Below are 26,033 nucleotides of genomic sequence, written 5' to 3'. Positions count from 1 at the left end.
CTCTAATTAGAAAAGGTAGCGATATTGAAAAATGTCGCTATTTTTTTTAATTTTAAAACTAAAAAATGAAACTGTACTGGATAAAAACAAGTCGGATTATAAAAAAGATTTTCTCAAATTATACTTGGGATGTTTCCAATACGGGAAACATTAAGACAGTCTACCTCACATTTGACGATGGGCCTATTCCAGAAGTTACAGAATGGGTTTTGGATGAATTAAAAAAGCACGATGTAAAAGCTACTTTTTTTTGCATTGGAGATAATATTGATAAAAACACTGAAATATTCAAAAAGGTGATTAGCGAAGGTCATTCCATAGGAAACCACACTTTTAATCATTTGAACGGATGGAAAACATCAACCGAAGTTTACATTGAAAACACTAGACTATGCGAAGAAGCGATTCAAAAAAATAGTCCTTCTAATCTAAAATCTAAACTGTTTCGTCCACCATATGGCAAGATAAAAGCATCTCAATCTAGAAAAATCAGGAAACTGGGTTATAAAATAATTATGTGGGACGTCCTCAGTGCTGATTTTGACCAAAGTTTATCGCAAGAACAATGCTTAGAAAATGCAACATCAAATCTAAGACCAGGAAGTATTATTGTTTTCCACGACAGTATAAAAGCCTTTAAAAACTTAGAATACGTATTGCCTAAAACATTAGCTTATTTAAAAGAAAACAATTTTAATTGTGAGGTGTTGTAATGAAATGCGTTACAATTGTTCTTGAACAATACTAATAATAGTGTTCGCATCTAATTCTCCGGATTGTCTCCAAATCATTTGACCTTGTTTATAAATCATTAACGTAGGCAAGCCTTTAATGCGCAAAGCATCGGCTAATTCTTGATTTTTATCCACATCAATCTTTATGACTTTTGCTTTATCACCAAGAGCGGCTGCTACATCTCTAATTACAGGATGCATTGAAACTGAAGGCTCATTCCATTCTGTGTAAAAGTCTATTAACACAGGTACTTGAGCGTTTATAAGTTCTCCAAATTTTGACATAAAACCAAAAATTTAATTTTTTAAATTCACTAAAAAGAGATATTTATTTTACAAATGTAGCATTTTAAACGAATTATGCCACATTAACACCTTTTTTTAGTTCGATGACCGTTATTTCCGGCATGATTCCCACTCTGCCCGGATAGGCATGAAAACCAAAACCTCTATTTACATAAACGTATCGTCCGACGTTTTCATATAATCCCGCCCATTGTTTGTATACATATTGTGCCAAACTCCATTTAAAATAACCTGGTATTTCTATTCCAAACTGCATTCCGTGTGTATGCCCCGAAAGTGTAAGGTGGAAATTTTTCTCATGATGCTGCACTTCATGTTCCCAATGCGAAGGGTCATGACTCATCAAAATTTTAAAATCTTCTTTATTTACATGTTGGGAAGCTTTGTTGATATCGCCCGCTTTTTTGAAATTATGTCCCCAGTTTTCTACGCCAACTAATGCAATTTTCTCATCTCCTTTTTCAATAAAAGTATGTTCGTTTAGCATTAATTTAAAACCAATTTGTCCGTATAAATCTTTAATGGCTTTAAAATTATCTTCTTTTGCCGCCTCTGATGGCCAAGTTACATATTCTCCATAATCGTGATTTCCTAAAACTGAATATTTACCATATTCATGTTTTTTAATTCTGTTAAAGGTTTCTATCCACGGATGCATTTCTTTGGCATCAGTATTCACGATATCTCCGGTAAACAAAATCATATCTGAATTTTGCTCATTGACTAAATCTATTGCATAATTAATTTTCTCTGGATTATCAAAACTTCCACTGTGAACATCTGATATTTGAGTAATCGTAAAACCATCAAAAGCATCGGGTAAATCAGGAAAAAATATACGTTGCTTGATGACTTTATAATTGTATTTACCTATAGTTACCCCATATATTAAAGACAAAAAAGGAACAGCTGCTAATCCTAATCCTATTTGACTGACAAACTTTCTTCTTGAATTCAGAAAGTCTGTATTTTTATCATAATTGACAAAATAGTTAACAGTTCCGGCACCTAATCTAAAGATGTCTTCTCCCATTAATATCAATGTCAAAATTAATTTTGGAACATACACAATAAGCAACAAACCCATGATAACCATCATTTGTTTGGTCTGACCTACGCTTCGGTCAAATTGCATCAAAGAATAAACAATATATACTAAAACTAATATGCTTATAATCTGAATTGAAAACAATATTGGCTTTGATTTTATTAAAGTTTTTAATACTTGAAAAGTATAAAGCTCAATAACAAGAAGGATTAAGCACAAGAATACGATACGAAAGATCATTTTAAAAAAATTTTTAACAAAATAACAAAACAATTAACCAAAATGGTTTTTTATTAATTAAAATTTAACTGTTGATTAAGCTTCAAAAAAATGTTTTCTGAATATAAAAAACCGCATCATTTAGTATTTTATGACACGGTTTAATTTTAGCAGAAATTGTTTGATTAACAGCAAAGCTATAGTACTTTTTTTTTGATTTTATTAAAAAGCGGTTAATGTCAGTGATGTAACTTTTATTTGACCCGCTGTTCCTAAATAATCGGCAAAAACTTCGATAAAATCATTTGTAGTCAGCTCTGTTGATCCTGATAATGGGATCGCTACTGTATCTGTGGTCGAGTTTGTAAAACCATATATTTTTGTTTGTCCAATAACAACTCCATTTTTAGCAATATAAAATATATAAATTCCTGTCTTTCCATTAGAGTCTGCAACAAATGACAAACTACCCGAAAACTTAATAATTCGCTTTTTTAAACCCAAATAAACCATTTTAGCATCATTTGTAGTAGTTGTGAATCTAAAATTTGAAGTTGTAGCAGACGTAGTAGCGAGATTAATTTTTGATGGAGTTCCTGAATTCGTTATTGTAATAGGAGCACCTGATCCCGGAGGATAATTCACGCTAAATTCTCCCGTAGCTGAGGCATCTACTTCGGTAGGTATACCTGAACATCTGACATTCCATTTGTTATTAAAATTATATCCCGCAAATGTCCCAGTAGTATATGCATTTACAAACTTACCTGTAGTAGGAGTTCCTGTAAAAACTACTGTTTCCATTACAGCATCTCCAATAATGGTGGGATTTGCAAAAACATCTACTCCTATTGCGGCACCATTTACTTCACAAAAACCACCTTGCTTTTGTAACAAAGAAAATGTTCCGGTAAACCTTTCAAAAGTTCCTAAATTATTACCAAACCAAGCGGTATTGCTTAATAGGACCCTAGTGATATTAGTGTACGTGATTCCCGTTGTATTCCCTGAATAATTAATAATTGAAAAAAACACTAAATTAAAACCACTAATCGTACCTACACTTGTAGCACCCGATACTATGCTATCTCTAAAAAGTATAGTTTGCGTATTTCCGGAACCAATCAAATTAAAAACAGTGCAAGCACCTGAAATAGTAAGGTTTTTTACTGTTCCTCCAGTTGTACCATCAAATAGGAATCCACTACTTCTAACTATGATATCTTCATTGGCATCTACTCCTATTAAACTGGCATTGTTTAAATCAATTGGAAAATTAAAAACAATTGTTCCATTTATTTCATAGTGGGTCGTACTATCTAATACATATTTAGTACCACCACCAGCAGCAAGTTCTGTTGCTAAAACAGTAGCTAAAACATCCGTAGATCTAATTCGCTTAAATTTTAATCGTCCTGTGGCAGAACTATTTATAATTGTCCACGTTGCGGCCGATGAATTGTAATAATGAAAAGCTTTCAAATCTGTATCATAAACCATTAAACCATCAGCAGGAGACGCAATAGCCGCTCTTTGCACAGTTGTCATTCTGGGCGTCAACATACCTTGGGTTGTTGATGAAACATCCAATACGGAACTTGCATGTGGTGTAATCGTTCCTATGCCTACTTGGGCAAACACATTTGTTGTTATTATCATGAAAAATAACACACAGGCTTGTAATACCTTTTTTGAAAAATAATTTTTTCTCATAATATAACGAATTAAAGATTTAATATAAATAGCCTCACTGGGCTTAAAACTCTGTGTGTAAATTTACACAAAAACAACGTTTAAATACATAAATAATCGATTAAAAGCATCTTTTTATTAAATGTATATTTATATTCTTATAATTTAGTTGTTTAAAAATAATTATGCGTAACAGATTAATAACAATTTTCTTTCAAATCATTATTCGCAATGTTTCTCGAAATAAAAAATTGATTACAAAATTTTCCAGTCGAAATTTTCAAAAAACAAAAAAAGAGGCACCTGTACCAATCCTAAGAAATATTTCAAACCTTCACTCCTTTATCTCACAAGTTTTGTACTTTTGAAAACTTTACAAAATCACAATTATGTCACAACAAAAACGCCTTTTCCTTCTTGATGCCTACGCCTTAATCTTTAGAGGCTATTATGCTTTCATAAAAAACCCAAGAATCAACTCTAAAGGGATGGACACATCAGCCATTATGGGATTTATGAATTCCCTGATGGACGTAATAAAAAGAGAAAAACCAGACCATTTGGCCGTTGCTTTTGACAATGGCGGAAGTCAATTGAGAAATGATATATTTCCAGAATACAAAGCCCATCGTGACGCCACTCCCGAAGCTATTAAAATTGCTATACCTTATATCCAAGATTTACTGAAAGCCATGCATATTCCTATTATAGAAGTAAAAGGTTATGAAGCTGATGATTTAATTGGTACAATTGCTAAACAAGCCGAAAAACAGAACTACAAAGTCTTTATGGTTACTCCTGACAAGGATTTTGCACAACTCGTTTCTGAAAATATATTCATGTATAAACCTGCTCGAATGGGGAACGGAATAGAAATTTGGGGGATTCCGGAAGTTTTGGCAAAATTTGAAATTGAAAGACCAGACCAAGTAATTGACTTTCTTGGAATGATGGGTGACGCTGCCGATAATATTCCAGGACTTCCTGGTGTAGGCGAAGTAACAGCTAAGAAACTGTTGAAGGAATTTGGAACAATGGAAAATCTTTTAGCCAATACTGACAAGCTAAAGGGAAAAATGAAAGAAAACATTGAAGCCAATAAAGAAAAAGGATTATTATCCAAAACTTTGGCGACAATTTTACTGGACTGCCCCGTTATTTTTGACGAAACGGATTATGAATTATCAACCCCCGATGTCGAAAAAACAGATGCGCTTTTCAATGAATTAGAGTTCAGAAGAATGGCAGAGCAATTTGACGCCATATTCAAAAAAGGCGGAACTGCAACTACTAACAATAATCCTGTTGACGAAACCAAACTATACAAAAAACCACAACCAAAAAACGAAGAACAATTTGATCTTTTTGGAAGTGCCATTCAAGATGATTCTTCAGAAGAAACGCGTCATCAGTACTACAATTCATTAGAAAACACTGCACATTCATATCAGATAATTCAAGGGGATTTAGGATTGCGATTGCTGTTGCAAAATTTACAAAACCAATCTTCGGTGTGTTTTGATACTGAAACAACCGGTTTGGACGCTTTGCATGCTGAATTGGTCGGAATCTCATTCTCCTATGAGAAAGGAAAAGGATTCTATGTTCCGTTTCCGGAAAATCAAGAAGAAGCACAAACTTTAATTGAAAAATTCATTCCTTTTTTCGAAAATGAAAGCATTGAAAAAATTGGTCAGAATTTAAAATACGATTTAAAAATTCTTTCTAATTACAATGTTACCGTAAAAGGAAAATTATTCGACACCATGATTGCACATTATCTGATCAATCCGGATATGCGTCATAATATGGATATTTTGTCAGAAACGTATTTGAAATATTCCCCTCAATCCATAGAAACTTTAATTGGTAAAAAAGGGAAAAACCAAAAATCAATGCGTGACGTTGCATTGGAAGAAATAAAAGAATATGCCGTTGAAGATGCTGATGTAACCTTCCAACTTAAGGAAATATTCACATCGGAATTGGATAAAACCGGAACCAAAAAACTTTTTGAGGAAATCGAAATTCCATTAGTAAAAGTTCTGGCCGATATGGAAAAAGAAGGAATTCGTGTTGATGTAGATTTCTTGAAATCACTTTCAAAAACATTAGACGATGACATTAAAATATTAGAAGCAAACATTTTTGAAACTGCCGGAGAAAAATTTAATCTGGCTTCTCCAAAGCAATTAGGTGATGTTTTATTCGATAAATTAAAAATTGGAGGTGTAAAACAAAAGAAAACCAAAACTGGTCAATATGCAACCGGAGAGGAAATCTTGAGTTATTTGGCTGCCGAAAACCCAATTGTAAAAGACATTCTGGATTGGCGACAATTGGTAAAACTTCAAAACACCTATGTCGAGGCTTTGCCAAACCAAGTAGACAAAATCACGCAACGCATCCACACCGATTATATGCAAACCGTTGCCGCAACAGGTCGTTTGAGTTCAAATAATCCGAACTTGCAAAACATTCCTATTCGTACGGAACGAGGAAGACAGATTAGAAAAGCATTCGTGGCCCGAGATGAAAATTACACCTTGGTTTCTGCGGATTATTCCCAAATAGAATTGCGTGTAATTGCGGCATTGAGTGGTGAAGAAAACATGATTAAGGCATTCCAAAATCACGAAGACATTCACAAATCTACTGCTTCAAAAGTATTTAATGTTCCACTCGAAGAAGTAACTCGCGAGCAACGAAGTCATGCCAAAACAGTAAATTTTGGAATTATTTATGGTGTTTCGGCTTTTGGATTGAGCAATCAAACTTCATTATCCAGAAGTGAAAGTGCCGCTTTGATTGAAGCGTATTATAAAACGTATCCAAGATTGAAGTCCTATATTCAAGAACAAATAGATTTTGCAAGAGATAATGGTTATGTACAAACCATCTTGGGCCGTCGCCGTTATTTGAAAGATATTAATTCGCAAAACGCCATTGTTCGTGGTGGTGCAGAACGAAATGCGGTAAATGCACCAATTCAAGGAAGTGCTGCCGATATCATCAAAATTGCAATGATTAATATTCATGAAAAACTAACATCCGAAAATTGGAAAAGCAAAATGTTATTACAAGTTCATGATGAGCTTGTGTTTGACGTACACAATTCGGAACTCGAAAAAATCCAACCGATGATAAAACACGAAATGGAACACGCTTTCAAACTTGATGTTCCTTTGGATGTTGATTTAGGAGCTGGAAAAGATTGGTTGGAAGCACATTAAATATCTTCCATCATACTCATAAAAAAAATCTCTAATCGTTTTAAATGATTAGAGATTTTTTTTAATCTTATATTAAATGAGTTTCTACAATTTCCTTGTTGACTCTCTTTCTTTCAATTTTGTTTTGATTACGACCGTTTCATAAGGCAAATCTTCTTCTTTGGATTCTAACCTGTCAATAAGCAATTTAGCGGCCACCTCACCTATTTCGATTCCGTGCTGACTCACCGTTGTTAAACTTGGAGACAATCTTCTGGAAGCCAGAATACCATCGGCAAAACCAATGATAGAAATTTCTTCCGGTACTTTATATCCTTTTTTAAGCGCAATACGCAAAGCTGCTACTGAGTCATTTTCTTCGAGAGCAAAGATTCCATCAATTTTATTTTCAAAAACTTTTTCGATTTTATCCTTTAAATCATCTTCAGAATCCGTTCTTAAAATGATATCGTTGTTTACAGCAATATTATTGTTTTCCAATGCTTTCAAATATCCATCGGCTCTTAATTTACCAACACTTAAGTTATCGATAGAGGACAACAAGGCAATATTCTTGCATCCTATATCAATTAAATGTTGTGTTGAATTTAAAGCGGAGTCAAAATCATCAACAATTACTTTGTCACAATCTACGCCATCGGCAATACGATCAAACATAACAATTGGAGTTCCATCATTAATGATTGCGGAGAAATGGTCGTAATCCTGATTTTTTTGTGCTTCTTCAGAAACCGAAACAATAAATCCATCAATAGTTCCATTACTTAGCATTTCCAGCGTATGGGCTTCTTTTTCTGATGATTCGTTAGAGATACACATAATCACGTTGTACCCTTTTTCGTCGGCTATTTTTTCGATACCGCTAAATACTTTGGCAAAAAAAGAATTTAAAATATTTGGAATAATTACACCAATGGTTTTTGTTTTTCTATTTTTAAGGTTCAAACCAATAACATTGGGTTTGTAATTTTTAAGCTTAGCATATTCTTTAATTTTAACTTTCGTCTGCTCGCTAATCTCCGGGCTATCGTTCAACGCTTTAGAAACTGTAGAAACAGAAACATTCAGTTCTTTAGCGATTTGTTTTAAAGTTGCTTTAGCTTTCATAAGAGAGATTTTTGACGTAATTTATATAATAAAAACAGTGACAAGATATGAATAATTAGAATATTAACTGTTTAAGTGACAAAAATAGCCAATAAAATGTAAAATTTGCTTCCAAATATTAGAAATATACAATAAAATTAAATAAAAACAACAGCACCTCGAATTCAACTCACCCAGAAGTGAGAAACGCAAATTCAATCTTAGAATATTATTTTAAATATACATTTGATTATCAGAGTAAAAACAAGAAAAAAATATTCATTTAAGGTATTTGTATTTAAAATAATTAATTGTACTTTTGCAACCCCTTTATTGGGGATGGAATGTTTAATTAAAAATATATTATGGACGCATTAAGCTACAAGACACAATCAGCAAGCAAAGCCACAGTTACAAAAGAGTGGATTGTTGTAGATGCTGATGGTCACAACTTAGGTCGTCTTGCTTCAAAAGTCGCTATGATTTTGAGAGGTAAGTACAAGCCAAGTTACACACCACACGTGGACTGCGGTGATAACGTAATCGTTATCAACTCAGAAAAAATTAACCTTACAGGTAACAAAATGGATGAAAAAACATACATCCGTCACACTGGTTACCCAGGAGGTCAAAGAACTTTAACTGCTAAAGTATTGCAATCAAAAAACCCTGCATTATTAGTAGAGAAAGCTGTAAGAGGGATGTTACCTAAAAATAAATTAGGTGCTGAACTTTTTAGAAATTTAAATGTTGTTGTAGGATCTGAGCACAAACAAGGCGCTCAAAAACCTAAAACAGTTAACCTTAACGATCTTAAGTAATGGGAGTTATTCACAAAATCGGTAGAAGAAAAACCGCTGTTGCACGTGTTTATGTTTCAGAAGGAACAGGAGTAATCACTGTAAACAAAAAAGCATTCGAAACGTACTTCCCAACTGCAACTTTACAGTACAAAGTATTACAACCTATGTCTATGACAGAAAATGTAAGCAACTTTGACGTAAAAGTTAACGTTTATGGTGGTGGTTCAACTGGTCAAGCAGAAGCTGTAAGAATGGCATTGGCACGCGTTATGTGTGAAGTAAATGCTGAAAACAGAGCTATCTTGAAACCAGAAGGTTTATTAACAAGAGATCCAAGAATGGTTGAACGTAAGAAATTCGGTCAGAAGAAAGCTCGTAAGAGATTCCAATTCTCTAAACGTTAATATTACCTGTCTTGTTCAAATGGGACAAGACATCGTTCATTTATTATTGAATTTAAAAAAACAGTTGTTGTTGCTCTCCTACTGAGGTAGGAAATAGTTTAGCATCTAAATGTATAAAGCCGAGAAATCGCCATTTATTCATTGCTAATCAACAGAACGTAAACTAGAACAAAATGGCAAACAAAGTAGAAGTAAAAGAATTACTAGAAGCAGGTGTTCACTTCGGACACATGACTAGAAAGTGGGATCCAAACATGGCTCCTTACATTTATATGGAGCGTAATGGTATTCACATTATCAATCTATATAAAACTGCAGCAAAAATTGAAGAAGCTAATGACGCTTTGAAAAAAATCGCTGCATCAGGTAGAAAAATATTATTCGTTGCTACCAAAAAACAAGCAAAAGACATCGTTGCTGAAAAAGCAAAAGCTGCAAACATGCCTTACATCACTGAAAGATGGCCTGGTGGAATGCTAACTAACTTCGTAACTATCCGTAAAGCTGTTAAAAAAATGGCTACTATTGATAAAATGAAGAAAGATGGTACATTCATGACTCTTTCTAAAAAAGAGCGTTTGCAAGTTGATCGTCTTCGTGCTAAATTAGAGAAAAACTTAGGTTCAATAGCTGACATGTCAAGACTACCAGCTGCATTGTTCGTAGTTGATATCAAAGCGGAACATATCGCAATAAAAGAAGCTCAAAAATTAAACATTCCAGTTTTTGCAATGGTTGATACAAATTCTGATCCTCGTGAAGTAGAATATGTAATTCCTGCAAATGATGATGCTTCTAAATCAATTGATAAAATTTTATCTTTAGTTACTGCTGCAATTGTTGAAGGACTTTCTGATAGAGGTTCTGACAAAGAAGCTGAAGCTACTGCTGAAGTTGTTCCTCCTGCTGCTGAAGCTGTAGAAGTAGCTCCTGCTGTAGAAGCTGCTGCTCCAACTGCAACTGAAGAATAAATAAACATTTAATTCCAAGTTTTAAATTCCTCTCCAAAAAAAATTAGAAACCTAAAGTTGATAATTTAATAAAATTGGAAATTGGATTTAACACTTGGAATTTTTTACTTTTAACCTTAAAAAATAATACAATATGGCAACAATTACTGCTGCAGACGTAAATAAATTAAGAACAATCACTGGTGCAGGTATGATGGACTGCAAAAAAGCCTTGGTTGAAGCAGACGGAGATTTTGATTTAGCTATCGAAAACTTACGTAAAAAAGGACAAAAAGTAGCTGCAAACCGTTCAGATAGAGAATCTACTGAAGGTGCTGCTATTGCTGTTGTAAATGCTGACAAAACTGCTGGAGTTGTTATCACATTGAACTGTGAGACTGACTTCGTAGGAATGAATGAGAACTTTGTAAAAATGGCTACTGAAATGGCTAATTTAGCATTGAACTTCAATACTAAAGAAGAATTTTTAGCTGCTGACTTCAACGGAATTACTGTTGCTGATAAATTAATCGAGCAAACAGGAGTTATCGGTGAAAAATTAGAAATCAGAACTTTCGAAAAATTAGAAGGTGCTTTCATCGGATCTTACATCCACTCTGGAAACAAAATCGCTACTTTAGTTGCTCTATCTGCAAATGTTGAAGGTGCTGACGAAGTTTCAAGAAACGTATCTATGCAAGCAGCAGCTATGGCTCCTATTGCATTAAACGAAGAAGGTGTTGATGCTGAAACTATCGCTAAAGAAATCGAAATTGCTAAAGACATCCTACGTCAAGAAGGAAAAGCTGAAGCAATGTTAGACAATATCGCTAAAGGTAAATTAGCTCGTTTCTTTAAAGACAACACTTTAGTAAACCAAGATTACATCAAAGACAACAAATTAAGCGTTGCTGCTTATGTTAAATCTTTAGACAAAGATCTTATCGTTACAGGTTTCAAAAGAGCTGCTTTAGGATAATCATTCTAAAATCGTTTCAGAATTCTAAACTCATTTACAATTCTGATTACAAATATAAAATCCCATTCGTTCACTCGAATGGGATTTTTTTTTAAATCAACTACTGTTTGTTTTATAAAACATAAATTTCAAATTAAAATACTAAATTTGAGTACTAATTATCATTTATGTTTAAAACAAAAAAAGAGCTCGTATTTGTTATACTCGCCGGAATCTTCATTACTAATGCTGTTACTGCCGAATTAATCGGTGGAAAACTGATACAAATAGGTCCGTTTGTAATGAGCATCGGTATTTTACCTTGGCCCATAGTTTTCCTGACTACCGATTTAATCAATGAATATTTTGGAGAAAAAGGAGTAAAAAAATTGTCTTTAATAACAGCCGGTTTAATTGCTTACGCTTTTATCCTATTATTTTTAGCCATAAGCATTCCAGCAGCAAAAGGAATTAGCCCTGTAAATGATGACCAATTCTTTGCTGTTTTTGGGCAAAGTATGTGGATCATCGTTGGAAGTATCATTGCATTTCTAGTTTCACAATTGATTGATGTAACTATTTTTTGGTTTTTCAAAAACCGTACAGGAAATAATAAAATCTGGCTTAGAGCAACGGGTTCCACTATAATTTCTCAATTATTCGATTCTTTTATTGTCCTTGGAATTGCTTTTTGGTTGCCCGGAAAAATTAACTTTGACACTTTTATAACTTCCGCATTGACGGGCTATACATTCAAACTTGGAATTGCCGTTTTATTGACCCCACTAATTTATTTGGGGCACTACATTATAAAAAAATATTTATCAGAAGAAACAGAATAAATCATGATAGAAAAAACAAGATGTAAATGGTGTGTTGGTATTGATATTTACGAAAAATACCATGATGAAGAATGGGGTGTTCCAGTTTATGAAGATCAAAAATTATTTGAATTCCTAATCTTAGAAACTTTCCAAGCGGGACTAAGTTGGATTACAATCCTAAAAAAAAGAGAAAACTTCCAATTAGCTTTTGATGATTTTGACTATAAAAAAGTTTCGAATTATACCGAAGATAAAATCCAAGAATTACTTCAAGATACAGGGATTATTCGCAATCAATTAAAAATTCGCGCAGCCGTTTCGAATGCCATTGCTTTTATGAAAGTACAAGAAGAATTTGGTAGTTTTTCAAAATACATTTGGAAATTTACCGATGGAAAACCTATTCAAAACAACCGACAATCCTTGAAAGAAGTTCCTGCAACAACGCCACTTTCGGATGAAATTAGTAAAGATTTGAAAAAACGCGGATTTAAATTCGTAGGTTCCACTGTGATTTATGCACACATGCAAGCCACTGGAATGGTCGATGATCACGTAGCAGATTGCTGGAAAAAAAGCTAGTAATCAGGTTGCAGTTTAAAGTACTAGAAATCGGAATCTGAAAATTATTTACTTTTCAAAATCTCCATAAATTCTTCTCTGTCAATTTCCCTGCAGCCCAAACTTTCAAGATGCGGATTATAAACTTGGCAATCCAACAGTTTGTAATTTTCTTTTTTTAATTGGTTTACCAAAGCAATGAAAGCCACTTTGGAAGCATTAGAGACTTTAGAAAACATACTTTCACCACAAAAAACATGACCCAAATCGATTCCGTACAATCCACCAACCAAAACCTCATCTTGCCAGACTTCAACCGATTTTGCAATACCTAATTCGTTCAATTTACAATAGGCTTCAATCATATCATTCGTTATCCAAGTCCCATTTTGACCGTCTCTCTTTATGTTTTGACAGTTTGAAATTACGTCCCTGAAATTCTGATTAAAAGTAACCTTGAAACTATTTCGATTCAGAATGTTACGCATACTCTTGGATACAATCAATTCATCCAGAAACAAAACCATTCTGGGATTTGGCGACCACCATGTAATAGGTTCTCCATCTTCAAACCACGGAAAAATGCCACTTTTATAAGCAAGTTGCAATCGTTCCGGTGATAAATCTCCTCCAAGAGCAAGAATACCCGAAGAATTAGTCAGAGAAACTGGAGGAAAGAATAGTGCTGCAGTTAAATAATACATTCTTTATTAAAAAATAAAACCCGACAGTGTTTTGAATACCTGTCGGGTTTGTTTTTACTATATCAATAGAAATTCAAATGATTAAAAAGGTAAATCGTCTGCTTCTTCTTCGTTTAAGTTAGTTGCTGGTGCAAAAGCTTCTGCAGCCGGCATTGGAGGCATTTGTGCAGCAGAAGGAGCTTCAGCTTGCAATTTTCCAATTCTCCATCCTTGGATAGTATTAAAATAAACCGTTTCCCCTTGAGGATTTGTCCATTCTCTACCTCTTAAATTAATATCAATTTTCACAGGCTCACCTACTTGAAAACCGTTCAATAAGTCACATTTATCCTGAACAAACTGAACTAGAATATGTTGTGGATATTGCTCATCAGTAGTAACAACTACATCTCTTTTTTTGAAACCTCCAGATCCAACTTCTTTAGTTTGATCGATCATTTTAATTTTTCCTGTAACTTCCATCTTCTATGTTTTAATTGTTTTGCTCTATTTTTTTCTTTCTGCCAAAAGTACTTTCCATGCTGAAAACACGTCGTTGGCATTTAAATATTTTTTAGCTTCCAAATGCACTTTTAACTCATCATCGGAGCTTAAAACTCCTTTTACTGCGAAATTTTGTTTTACAAATATAGTAACTTCTTCCTTTGTAGGCAAGGCTTCAATATTCCCTAAAATCCCTAAATCATTTCCATCAAAAACTGTACTTTCTTTTATAAAATCTGGAATCGCATCCACTCCAATTCCTAATGTGGATAATGGTTTTGGCACTTCAAAAAGACCTTGATTCGACCTGGAATACCAGTTGCCGCCTAATCTGGAAACTAAGTCAATTTTGTGTTGGTCAATCGCTCCATTTTCGTCTAAAACAGATTCGTCAATATGAATGCGCACTACTTCACAAAGCACTAAATTTCCGGCTCCTCCTTCAGTTCCCAATGGAATAATCTGAGTGACTTTGCATTCAAATTGAACGGGGGATTCTTTTACCCTAAAAGGTTTTACCACCTCCGAAGCAATTGGAGTCAAGCCAGATTTTATAAACTCATCTACTCCATCAGCATATTCCGTACTGGCCAGAGACGTTTGCTGAACTATATTATAATTTACCACATTAATCACTACTTCACGAGTCGCTTCGGCATTGATTAAGGTGTGTTTTATCGAATTATCACGAACGCGTCTTGCAGGCGAAAATATCAGAATTGGAGGATTGGCACTGAACACATTGAAGAAACTAAAAGGCGATAGATTAGGATTCCCTTTAGCATCCATCGTACTGGCAAAAGCAATAGGTCGCGGTCCAACGGAACTTTGCAAATACCCTTGCAGTTTTGCTGTTTCAATACTTTTAGGATCAATAGTAATCATACGTTTTTAATTTATTGCTGAAAGATACAAAAGTAGACAAATGAATTAAGTTTAAGAAGCAGTAACCTCAAATTAGAATAAAATAAAGGATTGATTTTCTCAAAAAAAATTCTTTCTCAAAAACTAAAATACAAGAGCATTTATTTCGTTATATTTATACCACTAAATTATATTTATGCAGTTTTCTGAAAGAAGAAATACAACTCGTTGGGTTATTATTTTTGCATCCTTTTTAATCATTTCATTAATTCTCTGGAACACTTATACTTTTTTTCAAATCTTCAAAAATGAAGAACGATTAAAAATGAACCTTTGGGCAAAAGCTCAAAAAACACTTAACAATGCCGGTGAAAATACCGATGTAGAACTCCCACTTCAGATTTTCAGCAACAATACCTCAATTCCTATTATTGTTACGGAGAATGACAGCATCATAAACACCGTAAACATTGACGATGCTATTGTGAAAAATAAGTCCAAAGCCCAGGATTTTTTATCCAAATTAAAAAGCGAAAATGAACCTATTGTCATTGAATATGTCCCGGGAAAATTTCAAAATCTGTATTACGGTAATTCCGCATTACTGAATAAGTTAAAATATTATCCCGTTGCTTTAGTGCTTATCATTGTGCTTTTTGGTGCGCTTGTTTACAATTTTTACAGAAGTACCAAAATGGCTACGCAAAATAAACTTTGGGCGGGAATGGCAAAAGAAACCGCACACCAGATAGGAACTCCGCTTTCTTCCTTGATTGGCTGGGTCGAACTCTTGAAATCCGAAAATGTAGACGAAAGCACCACTTTCGAAATTGAAAAAGACATTGAACGTTTACAAACCATAACAGATCGTTTCTCTAAAATAGGTTCAGAACCAAAATTAGAAAACAAAGACATCGTAGCAGAAACCTTTCAATCCTACGACTATTTACAATCCCGATTTTCAAAACAAATTGAATTTTCATTCAAGGCACCAAAATCACCTATCATTGTTTCTTTGAATCCTACTTTACACAGTTGGACCATTGAAAATCTTGTAAAAAATGCCATCGATGCCATGAAAGGAAAAGGGAAATTAGCACTTGAAATTGAACAAGAAGGCGATTCTGTAAAAATAAACGTTACCGATACTGGAAGCGGAATTCAAAAAAACCAATTCAAAAGCATCTTCGAGCCTGGATTTACGACTAAAAAACGCGGCTGGGGATTGGGTCTCTCATTGACTAAAAGAATCGTGGAGGAATACCATAAAGGAACCATAAAAGTATTGAATTCCGAGATTGGAAAAGGAACAACGATGCAAGTCAGTTTTAAAAAAAGCAATTTAGTTTAACGGAACACCAAACCAAGAGACTTTAGAAAACATCGTTTTTCTGACTATTTTAGACTTACTCAAGTAATTTTTCACAAACAAGGAATGTTCTTCGGCTTGCGCCAAAGCTGCTCCAATCGATTTTTTAATCGATGCTACATTAGATGCATTTTTGCTGCCAACTGAACCCACGCTGTAAATATCATTCTGACACTTAACCAGCTGTTCTCTTGGCGTTTCAATCATATTGCTAATTTCATCATCTGATAAAGCAGGCTTGAACTTATTGTTTCTGTAATAAATAAAATCATTCAATAGAACAACTGCCTGATTCATTTCATTAACAATGGAATTCAATTTCTCAATATTCGTATTATGTCTCAAATAAGTCAACTGCTGCTTTTTCCCTTCATAACGTTCCAGAATCATGGCGTTTTTCAATCCATTTTTCTCTATTCTTTCTGCCGAATCAAATAATTGATCAGCTTCAGACAAGGCATTATATTTGATAATTTCTTTCTCAAAATCAAAGTATTTCTTGGTTTTGTTGATTTCAATTTTTCCTTCATAAAACTCACCATTAGTAATCGGATAATTGGAAAATTGCCATAAATAATCAAATGGAATGTGGGAAGCAATTATTTTAGTGGGTTCAGTCTTAAAATAATAGTTATTTATTTTTTTATAAAACCTCCCATTATTGACATAACCAGAACCCCAAGTTGGATCAAATACATACCACTTTTTATCAATTTTTGCGGCTATCCAAGCGTGAGCTAAATCACTTACTTTTCCGTTTTGCTTTGTATATCCATCGATTATATAGGATTGGATTCCTGTTTTTTGCGAAAGCTCATTAAAAACGACAGCATAATGAATACAAACACCTTTTTTGGTTCTTAACGTCCTTGCGATTTGTTCCTGTACCGTTTCATTGAAGTTTACGACAAACATATTGGCAACATCATAACTTATATTTGATGTAGTCCAATAAAAAACAGCCCTGATTTTATCCGTTTCTGTTTTAAAATTAGCGTTGATATATTTGGCAATTGCATCAGTAGAGGTAATTGAACTAGCAGGAATAGCAGCCATTTTAGCATCAACCAAAGGATATCCGACATTGACCCGTCCAAAACTTAGAAGTGAGAAAAAGAAAAAAAGTACTAAACAAATGTTTTTCATAGTATATAATGTAGTCTCAAAAAATTAAAAGGGATAGGTTTTCACCTATCCCCTTTGTAAACTAAAATCATACCAATTTATTTTATTTACTAAAATATTACAAATTAGCTTTAATGCTTTCTGCCAAAGCTTCAAATTCATCTTTGGACAAGGATACTTTATTTTGAAAACGCATTTCATCCATTTCATTCAAGGGAATTAAATGAACGTGCGCATGGGGAACTTCAAGTCCTACAACTGCCATTCCAATTCTTTTGCATGGAACCGTTTTTTCAAGGGCAACTGCTATTTTTTTAGAGAATTGCATCAGTCCGATATACAAATCATCTTCCATCTCAAAAATCTTATTTATTTCTTGTTTTGGAATACAAAGGGTGTGTCCTTTTGCATTTGGATTTACATCCAAAAAAGCCAAGAAATTTTCATCCTCTGCGATTTTGTAACATGGGATTTCTCCGTTTATAATTTTTGTAAATATACTTGACATTGTTGAATTGGTTAATTGTTGAATCGGCTAAACCTTTAACTATTTAATCACGAGATATTTCTAAAATTTCAAATTTCAACACTCCGTTTGGAACAGTGATTTCTGCCACTTCTCCTACTGATTTCCCCAACAAACCTTTCCCAATAGGCGAGGTTACTGATATTTTTCCAGTTTTCAAATCGGCTTCACTTTCAGCTACCAGTGTGTATTTCATTTCCATTCCATTGGTTTGGTTTTTGATTTTCACATTAGACAAAACCAATACCTTAGAAACATCCAGATGTGTTTCATCTATTAATCTGGCATTAGAGTGTACTTCTTCCAGTTTAGCAATACGCATTTCCAGCATTCCTTGTGCTTCTTTAGCAGCATCATATTCGGCATTCTCAGAAAGGTCGCCTTTATCTCTTGCTTCAGCTATATCTGCAGATGCTTTTGGACGCATTACGCTTTTTAAATAATCTAATTCTTCTCTTAATTTCTTTAACCCTTCTGCGGTGTAATACGATACTGTACTCATAACTTCATCATTTATATAAATAGAAAAAATCCCATCAGGACGGGATTTCTTTCCACAAAGATACTATTATTATTTTTTCGTCTATAAATATATGTTAATCATATATAATTCAAAGTTAAATAAATTAAATTTGTTTCACTAATACTTTGACACTATTTTAAAATGAAAAAATACCTGCTCCTTTCCGTTATAATTCCTTTCTTTTTCTCGTGTAGTGATTCAGGTTTTGACAATACAAATCCATATATCCCTAATTATACTTTTACGGTAGATATTAATATGAATTTGCCTGCGTATTCAAATCTTAAATACGCGAGCAATGCTATTTATTATGCTGGAGTAGGCGCACGTGGTATTATTGTTTTTAATACCGGTAGCGGTTACAATGCTTTTGATGCGGCTTGTCCTAATCAAGCAATAAGTTCCTGTTCTACCATGACCATAGATGGGATAAATGCCGTTTGTGGATGTGACAGTAAAGAGTACAGTTTATTTACTGGACAGGGAACTTTACAATATCCTATGAAACAATATCGTGTTCAAGTAAACGGAACTTCTCTTCGAGTTTATAATTAAACAAAAAATCCTGACAGGTAAACCATCAGGATTTTTCTCATTATAACTAAAACAATATTCTAAAACTTCAAAGTCAATCCGGCAAGGAAATTAATTCCTGCTTGTGGATAATAATACGGGTATACATCATACATGTATCCGTTAGAAACATATTTTTTGTCTAAAAAGTTATTGACTAAACCAGTCACAATAATCGATTTAAAAACTGATTTTGGTTTAAACTCATACGCAACGTTCAAGTCATTCACAAAGTAGTCTGCCAACTTTGCAGCCGGTAATTCAATGTTATTCATGTATTGTTCCCCAACGAATTTTTGCATCCATGAAATGTGAAGATTTTCCACTGGTGTATAGACCAAAATATTTCCCGCAATAATCGATGGTGAATACGCGATATCAGTAGTGCCATAATTCTGTCCTTCTACCGCTAAATCAGTATTTTTATTAGCACTCAAGGTAAAATTAGGACGGATAATCAATTGATTTGTCAACGCTATTGTAGCGTCTACTTCCAATCCTAAACGGTAGCTTTTTTCGCTATTGGAACGTATCGGAGCGCCTACATCATCCAGATTTCCAGTTAAAATCAATTGATCTTTATAGGCCATATAATACACATTCGAATTGAATTGTACTTTCTCTGCAACATATCTCCAACCCAATTCAAAGTCATTCAATTTTTCTGACTTTACGTTTCCGCCTTCATAATCGGTTCTGTTTGGTTCCCTGTTCGCTCTGGCATAGGAAAAATACAAGGCATTATTAGCATTGATGTCATACGTCAACCCAGTCTTTGGATTAAAAAAATTAAATGTATCATCTACTACATCTGCCTGAACCCCGTTGGCCTTATAATTAACCGTACGATATTGTAAATCTCCAAATAAACTTAATTGCGTTGTGATTTGGTAATTGGCTTTGGCAAAAATAGTTCCATCCGTTTTGACAGCATAATCGTCATAATAACGATCTCCTAATTCGCTCTGCGAAGCAAATCGTGCCCAAATAACTTCCCCGAAATGGCTGCCTTCATATTTATTCCATCCGCCACCAAAAATCACATCCAATTTATCTTTCTTGTAATTCGCAGAAAATGTAGTTCCGTAGAAATCATTATCCAACCATTTTTGACGAATCAAATCAGTTGTTGTCACGGCACCAACTGGCTGTAATCCATAATCGGTTAAATCAGCGTCTTCTTTGTAATTTTCATAGAATCCTTTTCCTTTGGTGTAATGCAACGCAAAATTAGTACTCCAGTTTTCTGATATTTTTTCGTTCCAATGCAATTGAGAGTGATCTTGTTGGTAATTATCGGTTTCATTGTCATAAAAACGAGCATTTCCTTGTTCATCCGTAAAAGCTCCTGCTGAATTAAACGTGCGATCATTGTTCAATGTTTCGCCGTCAATTCCGTTCCAAGACTGATACGTTTTCTCTTTTCCTCCAAAAACCAAGGCTTTTATCAACGTAGTTTTCCCTACATATGTCCCTTGAAGAAAATAAGATTTCAAATCAGATGCGCCACGATCCAAATAACCATCTGAATTTAAAGCTGACAAACGACCCGCGATTTCAAAATGATCGTTCATTAGACCTGTACTGAATTTTACTGTATGTTTTCTGGTATTGAAACTTCCAAAAGAGTTGGAGATTTCTCCTGTACTTTCTTTGGCAAAATTATCCGTAAGCATATTTAAACTGGCACCAAAAGCTCCTGCTCCATTAGTTGAAGTTCCTACGCCGCGCTGCAACTGCAAACTCTCCACTGAAGATGCAAAATCAGGCATATTTACCCAATACGTCCCATGACTTTCAGAATCATTGTAAGGAATTCCGTTGATAGTAACATTCACTCTTGTTGCATCACTACCACGGACGCGAATTCCGGTATATCCAACTCCATTTCCCGCATCAGAAGTGGTCACAACTGAAGGCAGATAATTCATCAGAATAGGAATATCCTGTCCTAAATTTCGGAATTTGATTTCCTTTTTGTCCAAATTGCTAAAACTGACTGGTGTTTTTGTGGTCACACGAACTGCCGAAACCAAAACTTCATCAAGTTGGTTTACTTTCGTTGTGTCTTTGACTTGTGAGAAAGAGATAAAAGTTGCAAGAAAAAAGACCGAAGACATATAATATGTCAGATTCTTGGACTTTGAGACTTTGAGACTTTGAGACTTTGTAACTGTAATAAAAGTATTCATCCGTAAAAAGATTACGAATAAAAGGGGGAATTATTCTTTTGTTAAATTAAAAAATGATTGTTTCCTATGACAAATAAAGTAGTGTGCACGCTATTTGTTTGTCATTTTTTCCCTTGACAACATTACTTGTCCAGGTTCTTTGGGTATAATCTCAGCTCGTTATTTAGAGCACCCCTTTGAGACAGAGCAAAACTAATTATAAATTGTGAATTATAAATTATGAATTGGAATAAATTTTAAAAATCAGGTTTTCTGCGTGTCTTTTTAATTTCAGAAATGTTCTTTTTGTCCTTTATTCGCTTTCTAATAAACGACTTAGGGATTTTAGTAGGTTTACGTTCTTTAGGAATAAGCAACGCATTTTTTATAAGTTCCAAAAATCGTTTGATTACAATTTCCTTGTTTCTAAACTGACTTCGATCTTCATCACAATTCAAGATTAAAACAGAATCAGTTGTTAACCTTGAAGACAATTTGGTTTCGACCAAAAGTTTTTCTTCTTCGGTTAAAGCCTGAGAATTTTTCAAATCAAAAGTCAGTACCACTTTTGAAGAAACTTTATTTACGTTCTGGCCACCGGCTCCACTGCTCCGGACGGCTTTAAAACTTAACTCAGCTATAATTTTTTCGTTTTCCATTGATGTTGTCCCGAAACTTCGGAAATGTTTCAGTAAAATTATTACGGCTGATGTGCTGGTTTTAATAAATCATTTACTGTTTTTACCGGATTAAAAGTAATCAAAGGCACTTGAACAAATACCGTCATCCATTTTGCCATGGCACCATTCCATAAACCAGGTAATTCATACGATTTAATAGCTCTTCCAAAAGTAGTTTTCTCTACTACAAAGCCACTATTATGATCCACAAACTGAGTCAGGTCGAACTTCTCCTTTTTATAATTTTTAATTCCGCAAACTAAATCTACCGGGTTAAAATGTGTAGATGCATTCAGGATTCCCCTCTGATTATCATCTGATAAATCTACTTGAGAACTCTCAACAATTTGTAAAGTAATAGAACCTTTTTCATCTTTTACCCAAAAAGGGCCACCACCGGTTTCACCTTCATTTTTTACCATTCCACAAACTCTCATAGGCCTGTTTAAAATAGTTCTAATTTCGATTATTTTATTTTCAAAACTAAGTTCGTAAAAACTGTTTGAGACTCTAATATTTAGTTTTTCTTGCAAAAAAAGTAAAATTTCTTCACTTTCTTCTTGCTGAATTTCTGCAGCATCAATTGCATGTAAATACTTAAATACCTGCTGTTGCAATTCTATTAAAATTCCTGCCAATGCTTTTTTATACAAAGCAATTTTTTCAATATTATTTTGGATAACATTATCAATATTTTTTATAAAAATAATATCAGCATCAAGATTATTTAAGTTTTCTATCAAAGCTCCATGTCCACCCGGCCTAAAAAACAACTTGCCATTTTCATCTCTGAAGGGATTATTTTCAAAATCCACAGTAAGGGTATCCGTGCTCTCATTTTGACAAGAGTAACTAACATGTATAGCTATCCCTGACTTTTTTTCTAATTTGCCTTTAATAGCATTAATCGTTGTTTTAAACTGAGCCAAATGAGATTCTGACACTGTAAAATGCAAGTTTGAATTTGAATTTGAATTTGCATAATGAACACACTCATTAAGATGTTCTTCCACCGGTGTATAAATATGGTTTAGATATTTATGAAAAGGTAGTACACCTTTAGGCTTACCGGCAAAATTGAAGTAATCAGGAGCCAAAAGTAATTTTATAAAATAATAATTTTTATAATCTCGATGAAGAAACTCAAAGTCAATAAATTCCTCTCTTAGTTTTTTATCAACTGCCTTGAAAAATGGAAACTTCTCTAAACCCACTATAAAAACAGGAAGTTCTGTTTCTTTTTTTCTATTTACATAAGCATTAATGGTTTCATTTTCGACATCAAAATCTTTTAGAAAAGTAAGCAGAAATTTAAACATTCTAGTGGCTGCTCCTGATGCAGGGACAAATTTCTCCAGTTTTAAACTAGATTTATTTTCATCAAAATAATCTGCTTTTAGTCGAAAATCATTTTCTGATAATTTTAAAATACCATTAAATAAAGTTGCTGGTCCAACCAGATTACTTTTTTCAATTCCATTTCTGAAAAAACTAAGCTGTTGCTGAATATTTTTTAATGGAACACCTTTTTCATAAATTTGAACAAAATCAAGAGAAGAAAGTCCCATCTCTTTGGCTTTTGTCAAATCATTAATAATAGCAACTGCTTTCTTCAGTCTTAATTTTTTATCTCCTGAAAGAATGACAAATGGTTTCTTATTATCAATCAAGGATTGTTTGAAAATTGCAAATACCGACTCTCTTTCTTCCGGACGGTCTCTTAAATCATCTTTTTCCCAAGGAACATCAATATCCGTAAGAAAAAACAAGTCGTACTCATGTTCGCGAGCCGCTTGATCTAATAATGGATCACAATAATCATAATACACTTCGGAAAAAACTTTGGTTACCAATAAATTAGTATCACAAAAAAGGTAGTTATTAGCAATTAAAGCACTTTCATTTTCTAATTTAGTTTGCCCAAAAGCAATAGGAAGCATGTCGTCAATATCACAAATCTGTTGATTTACATCCCATTTTTCTTGAAGGTATTCTCGTGCATATTCAGGAACCCATTCTGTTTTATAATATTCAGCGAGTTGTTTTGCTAATGTGGTTTTTCCAGTACTTTCCGGACCAAATAGAGCAATTTTAATTATTTTTGTAGCTCCGTTTGAGAGCTGTCTGAGATTTTCTTCCATTCTAAATAGCCAAAAATGGCAACTATTGTAAATACTATGTATTGAAAACTTGTAAAAGTAAATCCTTTTGAAAAATATAATGGAATTGAAATTACATCTCCAATAATCCAAAATACCCAATTTTCTACTTTTCTTTTGGCCATGAGCCACATTCCTACAAAGAAAATTCCTGTGATAAATGTATCTACATAAGCATACCAAGTGGTGAATTTTCCGAAATAATGATATACCGAAACCACAAAAGCGACCGTAAATATAAAAAGAATTATCGCAATTCGTTTTTCAGAACTCGATATTTTTGAAATTGGGAACTCAACTGTATCATCTTTTTTTCTGGTCCAATGGTACCAACCATAAATACTCATCACAAAATAGTATCCATTGATCATCATATCGCCCCATAAAGTCCATTTCCAAAGCAAGTAAACATAAATAGATGTACTTACTAATCCCGTTGGAAAAACTAAAATATTGTCTTTTTTAGCATACCAAACACTTAACAAACCAAAAACGACTGCCACAATTTCTAAAACTATATCTAAGGTTGGATAATCTGCGTATTGAGAAAAAAAGTATTCTATCATTGCAAAAATTAAATTATTGATTAAAAAAATTCATGTCGTTTTCAAAGGCTGTTCCTATAATTACTAAATCGGCACCGGCATAATAAGCGTTTTGAATTCCATGCAAATCTACAATTCCGCCTCCAACAAGTAACGGAATTTCAATATTTTGAGAAACTAATTCAATCATTTCTAACGGAACAGCTTGTTTTGCTCCACTTCCCGCCTCTAGATAAATCAATTTATTGCCTAACATTTCGCCCGCTTGTGCTGTTGCCAATGCTAAATCCAGATTATTTCTATCTAAAGGCTTTGTTTTACTAATGCGTTCTACGGCGGTTTCATTTCCACTTTCAATTAAAATATAACCCGTAGAAATGATTTCGAGTTGGGTTTGTTTTAAAATTGGTGCAGCTTTTACTTGGTGTTCAATTAGAAAATCTGGATTGCGACCAGAGATTAAAGACAAAAATAAAATCGCATCGGCTTTATCTGAAATCTGAGATGGATTTCCTGGGAAAAGAACGATTGGTAGATTGCAGTTTTGTTTAATTTTCACAATTAATTCATCAATAATAGTAGTTGTAACTAGGCTTCCGCCAATGAAAATATGAGACGCCGGCGATTGGTTAATTTTTGAAATTAAAAGATCCAAGTTTTCTAAAACCAATTTGTCAGGATCAAGAAGGATAGCGAGTAATTTTTGGTTATTCGTTTTGGCTTTTATTATTTGGCTGTATAGGTTCTCCATAAGTTTTACCGCTAATTCACTAATTTTCGAAAGCGTAAACTAACGTAAAATCCTCTATTTCTTCAAAATGAATATTGAAATCTATAGTCAAATTATTAAAATGAAGCTTAGCTTTATTTTGTTTAATGTTTAATTCAAATGACTGAACATTTATATGATCTTTGAAACTAATCCCTTTTTCGTTTCTAATTTTAAAAATGGCTTCTTTGGCTCCCCAAATAACAGTCAATTTTCGAATGTATTCGTCACTGTCCATATCCAAAAATTGAAATTCGGAGTCACAGAATTTATCGGCGATTCGGAGGATTTTGTCTCGCTGCAATTCGATATCGATTCCTACGGTTTCGTCACTGATGATAATTGCCGAAAAATTATGGGAATGTGTTATGGAAATATGGTTCTCTCCATGTAGATGTGGTTTCCCGAATTCATCATAATACAAATCCAAATCCGTGTGGCCCGTTTCCTGTAATAGCTTGCGAACACTCAGAAAGGCGCGTTGGTGCATTTCTGATTTCATTCCGTCGAGGCGGAGGCGATTGCTGTCGTTTAAGACCACTTGTTTTAATAATTCGGCATAGGATTCGGTTACTTTCCAAACGAGGATTTGAGTAGTGGTCCCGACGCTTCGGGAGAAATGTATCGTTTTGTAAAGTGGCATCGTATTGTGTTCTTGGTTTTTTAGCCCCGGTAGCAGCGGCATCCTTTTTTCACGCTTTTTTGCGTGGAAAAAGATATAGCG

Annotated in this window: 26 protein-coding genes; 10 read left to right on the top strand and 16 right to left on the bottom strand. The window is 33.9% G+C overall.

Annotated elements, in window-relative coordinates; genetic code table 11:
• The first annotated feature begins 65 nt into the window (after window positions 1–65).
• Window positions 66–713 carry a polysaccharide deacetylase family protein gene (locus Q1W72_RS10420; protein ID WP_099714277.1) on the top strand — a complete coding sequence of 216 codons (648 nt, stop codon included), beginning with the start codon at window positions 66–68 and terminating at the stop codon, window positions 711–713.
• Between the two features lie 9 nt (window positions 714–722).
• Here the strand turns inward: Q1W72_RS10420 and Q1W72_RS10415 are convergent, their stop codons facing one another.
• The 3 genes from Q1W72_RS10415 to Q1W72_RS10405 all read right to left on the bottom strand — a co-directional run bounded on the left by Q1W72_RS10415 (window position 723) and on the right by Q1W72_RS10405 (window position 4,020).
• Window positions 723–1,019 carry a co-chaperone YbbN gene (locus tag Q1W72_RS10415; protein ID WP_099714276.1) on the bottom strand — a complete coding sequence of 99 codons (297 nt, stop codon included), beginning with the start codon at window positions 1,017–1,019 and terminating at the stop codon, window positions 723–725.
• Between the two features lie 73 nt (window positions 1,020–1,092).
• On the bottom strand, window positions 1,093–2,328 hold the full coding sequence (locus tag Q1W72_RS10410) for a metallophosphoesterase (RefSeq protein ID WP_099714275.1): 1,236 nt from the start codon (window positions 2,326–2,328) through the stop codon (window positions 1,093–1,095).
• Window positions 2,329–2,529: 201 nt separating this feature from the next.
• Complete coding sequence (locus tag Q1W72_RS10405) at window positions 2,530–4,020, bottom strand: hypothetical protein (RefSeq protein WP_302135125.1); 1,491 nt, start codon at window positions 4,018–4,020, stop codon at window positions 2,530–2,532.
• Window positions 4,021–4,388: 368 nt separating this feature from the next.
• On the opposite strand from Q1W72_RS10405, the gene polA reads away from it, so the two are divergent.
• Window positions 4,389–7,232 (top strand): DNA polymerase I, encoded by a 2,844-nt coding sequence (gene polA, locus Q1W72_RS10400; RefSeq protein WP_302135123.1) that lies wholly within the window; start codon window positions 4,389–4,391, stop codon window positions 7,230–7,232.
• Window positions 7,233–7,316: 84 nt separating this feature from the next.
• Here the strand turns inward: polA and Q1W72_RS10395 are convergent, their stop codons facing one another.
• Entirely contained in the window at window positions 7,317–8,339 is a 1,023-nt protein-coding gene (locus Q1W72_RS10395) for a LacI family DNA-binding transcriptional regulator (RefSeq protein WP_121342895.1), read from the bottom strand.
• Window positions 8,340–8,683: 344 nt separating this feature from the next.
• Here Q1W72_RS10395 and rplM point away from each other — a divergent pair, with 344 nt between their 5' ends.
• The 6 genes from rplM to Q1W72_RS10365 all read left to right on the top strand — a co-directional run bounded on the left by rplM (window position 8,684) and on the right by Q1W72_RS10365 (window position 12,839).
• Window positions 8,684–9,139 carry a 50S ribosomal protein L13 gene (rplM, locus tag Q1W72_RS10390; protein ID WP_099714271.1) on the top strand — a complete coding sequence of 152 codons (456 nt, stop codon included), beginning with the start codon at window positions 8,684–8,686 and terminating at the stop codon, window positions 9,137–9,139.
• Window positions 9,139–9,525, top strand: coding sequence for a 30S ribosomal protein S9 (rpsI, locus tag Q1W72_RS10385; protein ID WP_066080508.1), 387 nt, complete (start codon window positions 9,139–9,141; stop codon window positions 9,523–9,525). Before rplM ends, rpsI begins: the two co-directional genes overlap by 1 nt.
• Window positions 9,526–9,698: 173 nt before the next feature.
• The gene (gene rpsB / locus Q1W72_RS10380) at window positions 9,699–10,496 is read left to right on the top strand and encodes a 30S ribosomal protein S2 (RefSeq protein WP_302135120.1); all 798 of its coding nucleotides are present in this window, start codon (window positions 9,699–9,701) and stop codon (window positions 10,494–10,496) included.
• A gap of 133 nt (window positions 10,497–10,629) precedes the next feature.
• The gene (gene tsf, locus Q1W72_RS10375) at window positions 10,630–11,454 is read left to right on the top strand and encodes a translation elongation factor Ts (protein WP_099714269.1); all 825 of its coding nucleotides are present in this window, start codon (window positions 10,630–10,632) and stop codon (window positions 11,452–11,454) included.
• Window positions 11,455–11,621: 167 nt separating this feature from the next.
• Complete coding sequence (locus tag Q1W72_RS10370) at window positions 11,622–12,275, top strand: queuosine precursor transporter (protein ID WP_282710881.1); 654 nt, start codon at window positions 11,622–11,624, stop codon at window positions 12,273–12,275.
• 3 nt (window positions 12,276–12,278) lie between these two features.
• Window positions 12,279–12,839, top strand: coding sequence for a DNA-3-methyladenine glycosylase I (locus Q1W72_RS10365; protein ID WP_302135118.1), 561 nt, complete (start codon window positions 12,279–12,281; stop codon window positions 12,837–12,839).
• Between the two features lie 44 nt (window positions 12,840–12,883).
• Here the strand turns inward: Q1W72_RS10365 and aat are convergent, their stop codons facing one another.
• The 3 genes from aat to Q1W72_RS10350 all read right to left on the bottom strand — a co-directional run bounded on the left by aat (window position 12,884) and on the right by Q1W72_RS10350 (window position 14,890).
• Complete coding sequence (gene aat, locus Q1W72_RS10360) at window positions 12,884–13,522, bottom strand: leucyl/phenylalanyl-tRNA--protein transferase (RefSeq protein ID WP_302135117.1); 639 nt, start codon at window positions 13,520–13,522, stop codon at window positions 12,884–12,886.
• Window positions 13,523–13,603: 81 nt separating this feature from the next.
• Window positions 13,604–13,984: a DUF3127 domain-containing protein gene (locus Q1W72_RS10355; RefSeq protein ID WP_099714265.1), complete on the bottom strand. Its 381-nt coding sequence runs from the start codon at window positions 13,982–13,984 to the stop codon at window positions 13,604–13,606.
• A gap of 24 nt (window positions 13,985–14,008) precedes the next feature.
• Window positions 14,009–14,890, bottom strand: a complete 882-nt coding sequence (locus Q1W72_RS10350) for a flavin reductase family protein (protein ID WP_121342901.1) — start codon at window positions 14,888–14,890, stop codon at window positions 14,009–14,011.
• Between the two features lie 175 nt (window positions 14,891–15,065).
• Here Q1W72_RS10350 and Q1W72_RS10345 point away from each other — a divergent pair, with 175 nt between their 5' ends.
• Window positions 15,066–16,220 carry a PAS domain-containing sensor histidine kinase gene (locus tag Q1W72_RS10345; protein WP_121342902.1) on the top strand — a complete coding sequence of 385 codons (1,155 nt, stop codon included), beginning with the start codon at window positions 15,066–15,068 and terminating at the stop codon, window positions 16,218–16,220.
• Here the strand turns inward: Q1W72_RS10345 and Q1W72_RS10340 are convergent.
• The 3 genes from Q1W72_RS10340 to greA form a co-directional block, all read right to left on the bottom strand.
• On the bottom strand, window positions 16,212–17,384 hold the full coding sequence (locus Q1W72_RS10340) for a transglutaminase domain-containing protein (RefSeq protein WP_302135114.1): 1,173 nt from the start codon (window positions 17,382–17,384) through the stop codon (window positions 16,212–16,214). The genes Q1W72_RS10345 and Q1W72_RS10340 overlap by 9 nt on opposite strands.
• Before the next feature lie 97 nt (window positions 17,385–17,481).
• Window positions 17,482–17,871, bottom strand: a complete 390-nt coding sequence (locus Q1W72_RS10335; RefSeq protein ID WP_121342904.1) for an HIT family protein — start codon at window positions 17,869–17,871, stop codon at window positions 17,482–17,484.
• 43 nt (window positions 17,872–17,914) lie between these two features.
• Window positions 17,915–18,391: a transcription elongation factor GreA gene (gene greA, locus Q1W72_RS10330; RefSeq protein ID WP_091165910.1), complete on the bottom strand. Its 477-nt coding sequence runs from the start codon at window positions 18,389–18,391 to the stop codon at window positions 17,915–17,917.
• 162 nt (window positions 18,392–18,553) lie between these two features.
• On the opposite strand from greA, the gene Q1W72_RS10325 reads away from it, so the two are divergent.
• Window positions 18,554–18,967 (top strand): hypothetical protein, encoded by a 414-nt coding sequence (locus Q1W72_RS10325; RefSeq protein WP_099714260.1) that lies wholly within the window; start codon window positions 18,554–18,556, stop codon window positions 18,965–18,967.
• A gap of 59 nt (window positions 18,968–19,026) precedes the next feature.
• On the opposite strand, the gene Q1W72_RS10320 is transcribed toward Q1W72_RS10325, so the two are convergent.
• From Q1W72_RS10320 to Q1W72_RS10295, 6 genes are all read right to left on the bottom strand, one after another.
• Window positions 19,027–21,105 carry a TonB-dependent receptor gene (locus Q1W72_RS10320; protein ID WP_302135111.1) on the bottom strand — a complete coding sequence of 693 codons (2,079 nt, stop codon included), beginning with the start codon at window positions 21,103–21,105 and terminating at the stop codon, window positions 19,027–19,029.
• A 308-nt stretch (window positions 21,106–21,413) separates the two neighbouring features.
• Window positions 21,414–21,815 (bottom strand): alternative ribosome rescue aminoacyl-tRNA hydrolase ArfB, encoded by a 402-nt coding sequence (arfB, locus tag Q1W72_RS10315; RefSeq protein WP_099714258.1) that lies wholly within the window; start codon window positions 21,813–21,815, stop codon window positions 21,414–21,416.
• 41 nt (window positions 21,816–21,856) lie between these two features.
• Window positions 21,857–23,977, bottom strand: a complete 2,121-nt coding sequence (locus Q1W72_RS10310) for a DUF4301 family protein (protein ID WP_099714257.1) — start codon at window positions 23,975–23,977, stop codon at window positions 21,857–21,859.
• Window positions 23,932–24,561: a nicotinamide riboside transporter PnuC gene (gene pnuC, locus Q1W72_RS10305; RefSeq protein WP_302135108.1), complete on the bottom strand. Its 630-nt coding sequence runs from the start codon at window positions 24,559–24,561 to the stop codon at window positions 23,932–23,934. Before pnuC ends, Q1W72_RS10310 begins: the two co-directional genes overlap by 46 nt.
• A gap of 13 nt (window positions 24,562–24,574) precedes the next feature.
• Window positions 24,575–25,291 carry a geranylgeranylglyceryl/heptaprenylglyceryl phosphate synthase gene (locus Q1W72_RS10300; RefSeq protein WP_302135107.1) on the bottom strand — a complete coding sequence of 239 codons (717 nt, stop codon included), beginning with the start codon at window positions 25,289–25,291 and terminating at the stop codon, window positions 24,575–24,577.
• 19 nt (window positions 25,292–25,310) lie between these two features.
• Entirely contained in the window at window positions 25,311–25,952 is a 642-nt protein-coding gene (locus Q1W72_RS10295; RefSeq protein ID WP_302135106.1) for a 4'-phosphopantetheinyl transferase superfamily protein, read from the bottom strand.
• Between the last annotated feature and the right edge of the window lie 81 nt (window positions 25,953–26,033).

It is taken from the genome of Flavobacterium sp. ZE23DGlu08 (genome assembly GCF_030505335.1).
GTDB lineage: Bacteria > Bacteroidota > Bacteroidia > Flavobacteriales > Flavobacteriaceae > Flavobacterium > Flavobacterium algoritolerans.
The sequence above is the reverse complement of the archived record's forward strand: the minus strand, read 5'-3'. Positions and strand labels throughout refer to the sequence as shown.

Bases quoted from the DNA above. Each gene is read 5' to 3' on its own strand.
- Q1W72_RS10420 (WP_099714277.1), top strand. From the start codon at position 66: ATGAAACTGTACTGGATAAAAACAAGTCGGATTATAAAAAAGATTTTC.
- Q1W72_RS10415 (WP_099714276.1), bottom strand. From the start codon at position 1,019: ATGTCAAAATTTGGAGAACTTATAAACGCTCAAGTACCTGTGTTAATA.
- Q1W72_RS10410 (WP_099714275.1), bottom strand. From the start codon at position 2,328: ATGATCTTTCGTATCGTATTCTTGTGCTTAATCCTTCTTGTTATTGAG.
- Q1W72_RS10405 (WP_302135125.1), bottom strand. From the start codon at position 4,020: ATGAGAAAAAATTATTTTTCAAAAAAGGTATTACAAGCCTGTGTGTTA.
- polA (WP_302135123.1), top strand. From the start codon at position 4,389: ATGTCACAACAAAAACGCCTTTTCCTTCTTGATGCCTACGCCTTAATC.
- Q1W72_RS10395 (WP_121342895.1), bottom strand. From the start codon at position 8,339: ATGAAAGCTAAAGCAACTTTAAAACAAATCGCTAAAGAACTGAATGTT.
- rplM (WP_099714271.1), top strand. From the start codon at position 8,684: ATGGACGCATTAAGCTACAAGACACAATCAGCAAGCAAAGCCACAGTT.
- rpsI (WP_066080508.1), top strand. From the start codon at position 9,139: ATGGGAGTTATTCACAAAATCGGTAGAAGAAAAACCGCTGTTGCACGT.
- rpsB (WP_302135120.1), top strand. From the start codon at position 9,699: ATGGCAAACAAAGTAGAAGTAAAAGAATTACTAGAAGCAGGTGTTCAC.
- tsf (WP_099714269.1), top strand. From the start codon at position 10,630: ATGGCAACAATTACTGCTGCAGACGTAAATAAATTAAGAACAATCACT.
- Q1W72_RS10370 (WP_282710881.1), top strand. From the start codon at position 11,622: ATGTTTAAAACAAAAAAAGAGCTCGTATTTGTTATACTCGCCGGAATC.
- Q1W72_RS10365 (WP_302135118.1), top strand. From the start codon at position 12,279: ATGATAGAAAAAACAAGATGTAAATGGTGTGTTGGTATTGATATTTAC.
- aat (WP_302135117.1), bottom strand. From the start codon at position 13,522: ATGTATTATTTAACTGCAGCACTATTCTTTCCTCCAGTTTCTCTGACT.
- Q1W72_RS10355 (WP_099714265.1), bottom strand. From the start codon at position 13,984: ATGGAAGTTACAGGAAAAATTAAAATGATCGATCAAACTAAAGAAGTT.
- Q1W72_RS10350 (WP_121342901.1), bottom strand. From the start codon at position 14,890: ATGATTACTATTGATCCTAAAAGTATTGAAACAGCAAAACTGCAAGGG.
- Q1W72_RS10345 (WP_121342902.1), top strand. From the start codon at position 15,066: ATGCAGTTTTCTGAAAGAAGAAATACAACTCGTTGGGTTATTATTTTT.
- Q1W72_RS10340 (WP_302135114.1), bottom strand. From the start codon at position 17,384: ATGAAAAACATTTGTTTAGTACTTTTTTTCTTTTTCTCACTTCTAAGT.
- Q1W72_RS10335 (WP_121342904.1), bottom strand. From the start codon at position 17,871: ATGTCAAGTATATTTACAAAAATTATAAACGGAGAAATCCCATGTTAC.
- greA (WP_091165910.1), bottom strand. From the start codon at position 18,391: ATGAGTACAGTATCGTATTACACCGCAGAAGGGTTAAAGAAATTAAGA.
- Q1W72_RS10325 (WP_099714260.1), top strand. From the start codon at position 18,554: ATGAAAAAATACCTGCTCCTTTCCGTTATAATTCCTTTCTTTTTCTCG.
- Q1W72_RS10320 (WP_302135111.1), bottom strand. From the start codon at position 21,105: ATGTCTTCGGTCTTTTTTCTTGCAACTTTTATCTCTTTCTCACAAGTC.
- arfB (WP_099714258.1), bottom strand. From the start codon at position 21,815: ATGGAAAACGAAAAAATTATAGCTGAGTTAAGTTTTAAAGCCGTCCGG.
- Q1W72_RS10310 (WP_099714257.1), bottom strand. From the start codon at position 23,977: ATGGAAGAAAATCTCAGACAGCTCTCAAACGGAGCTACAAAAATAATT.
- pnuC (WP_302135108.1), bottom strand. From the start codon at position 24,561: ATGATAGAATACTTTTTTTCTCAATACGCAGATTATCCAACCTTAGAT.
- Q1W72_RS10300 (WP_302135107.1), bottom strand. From the start codon at position 25,291: ATGGAGAACCTATACAGCCAAATAATAAAAGCCAAAACGAATAACCAA.
- Q1W72_RS10295 (WP_302135106.1), bottom strand. From the start codon at position 25,952: ATGCCACTTTACAAAACGATACATTTCTCCCGAAGCGTCGGGACCACT.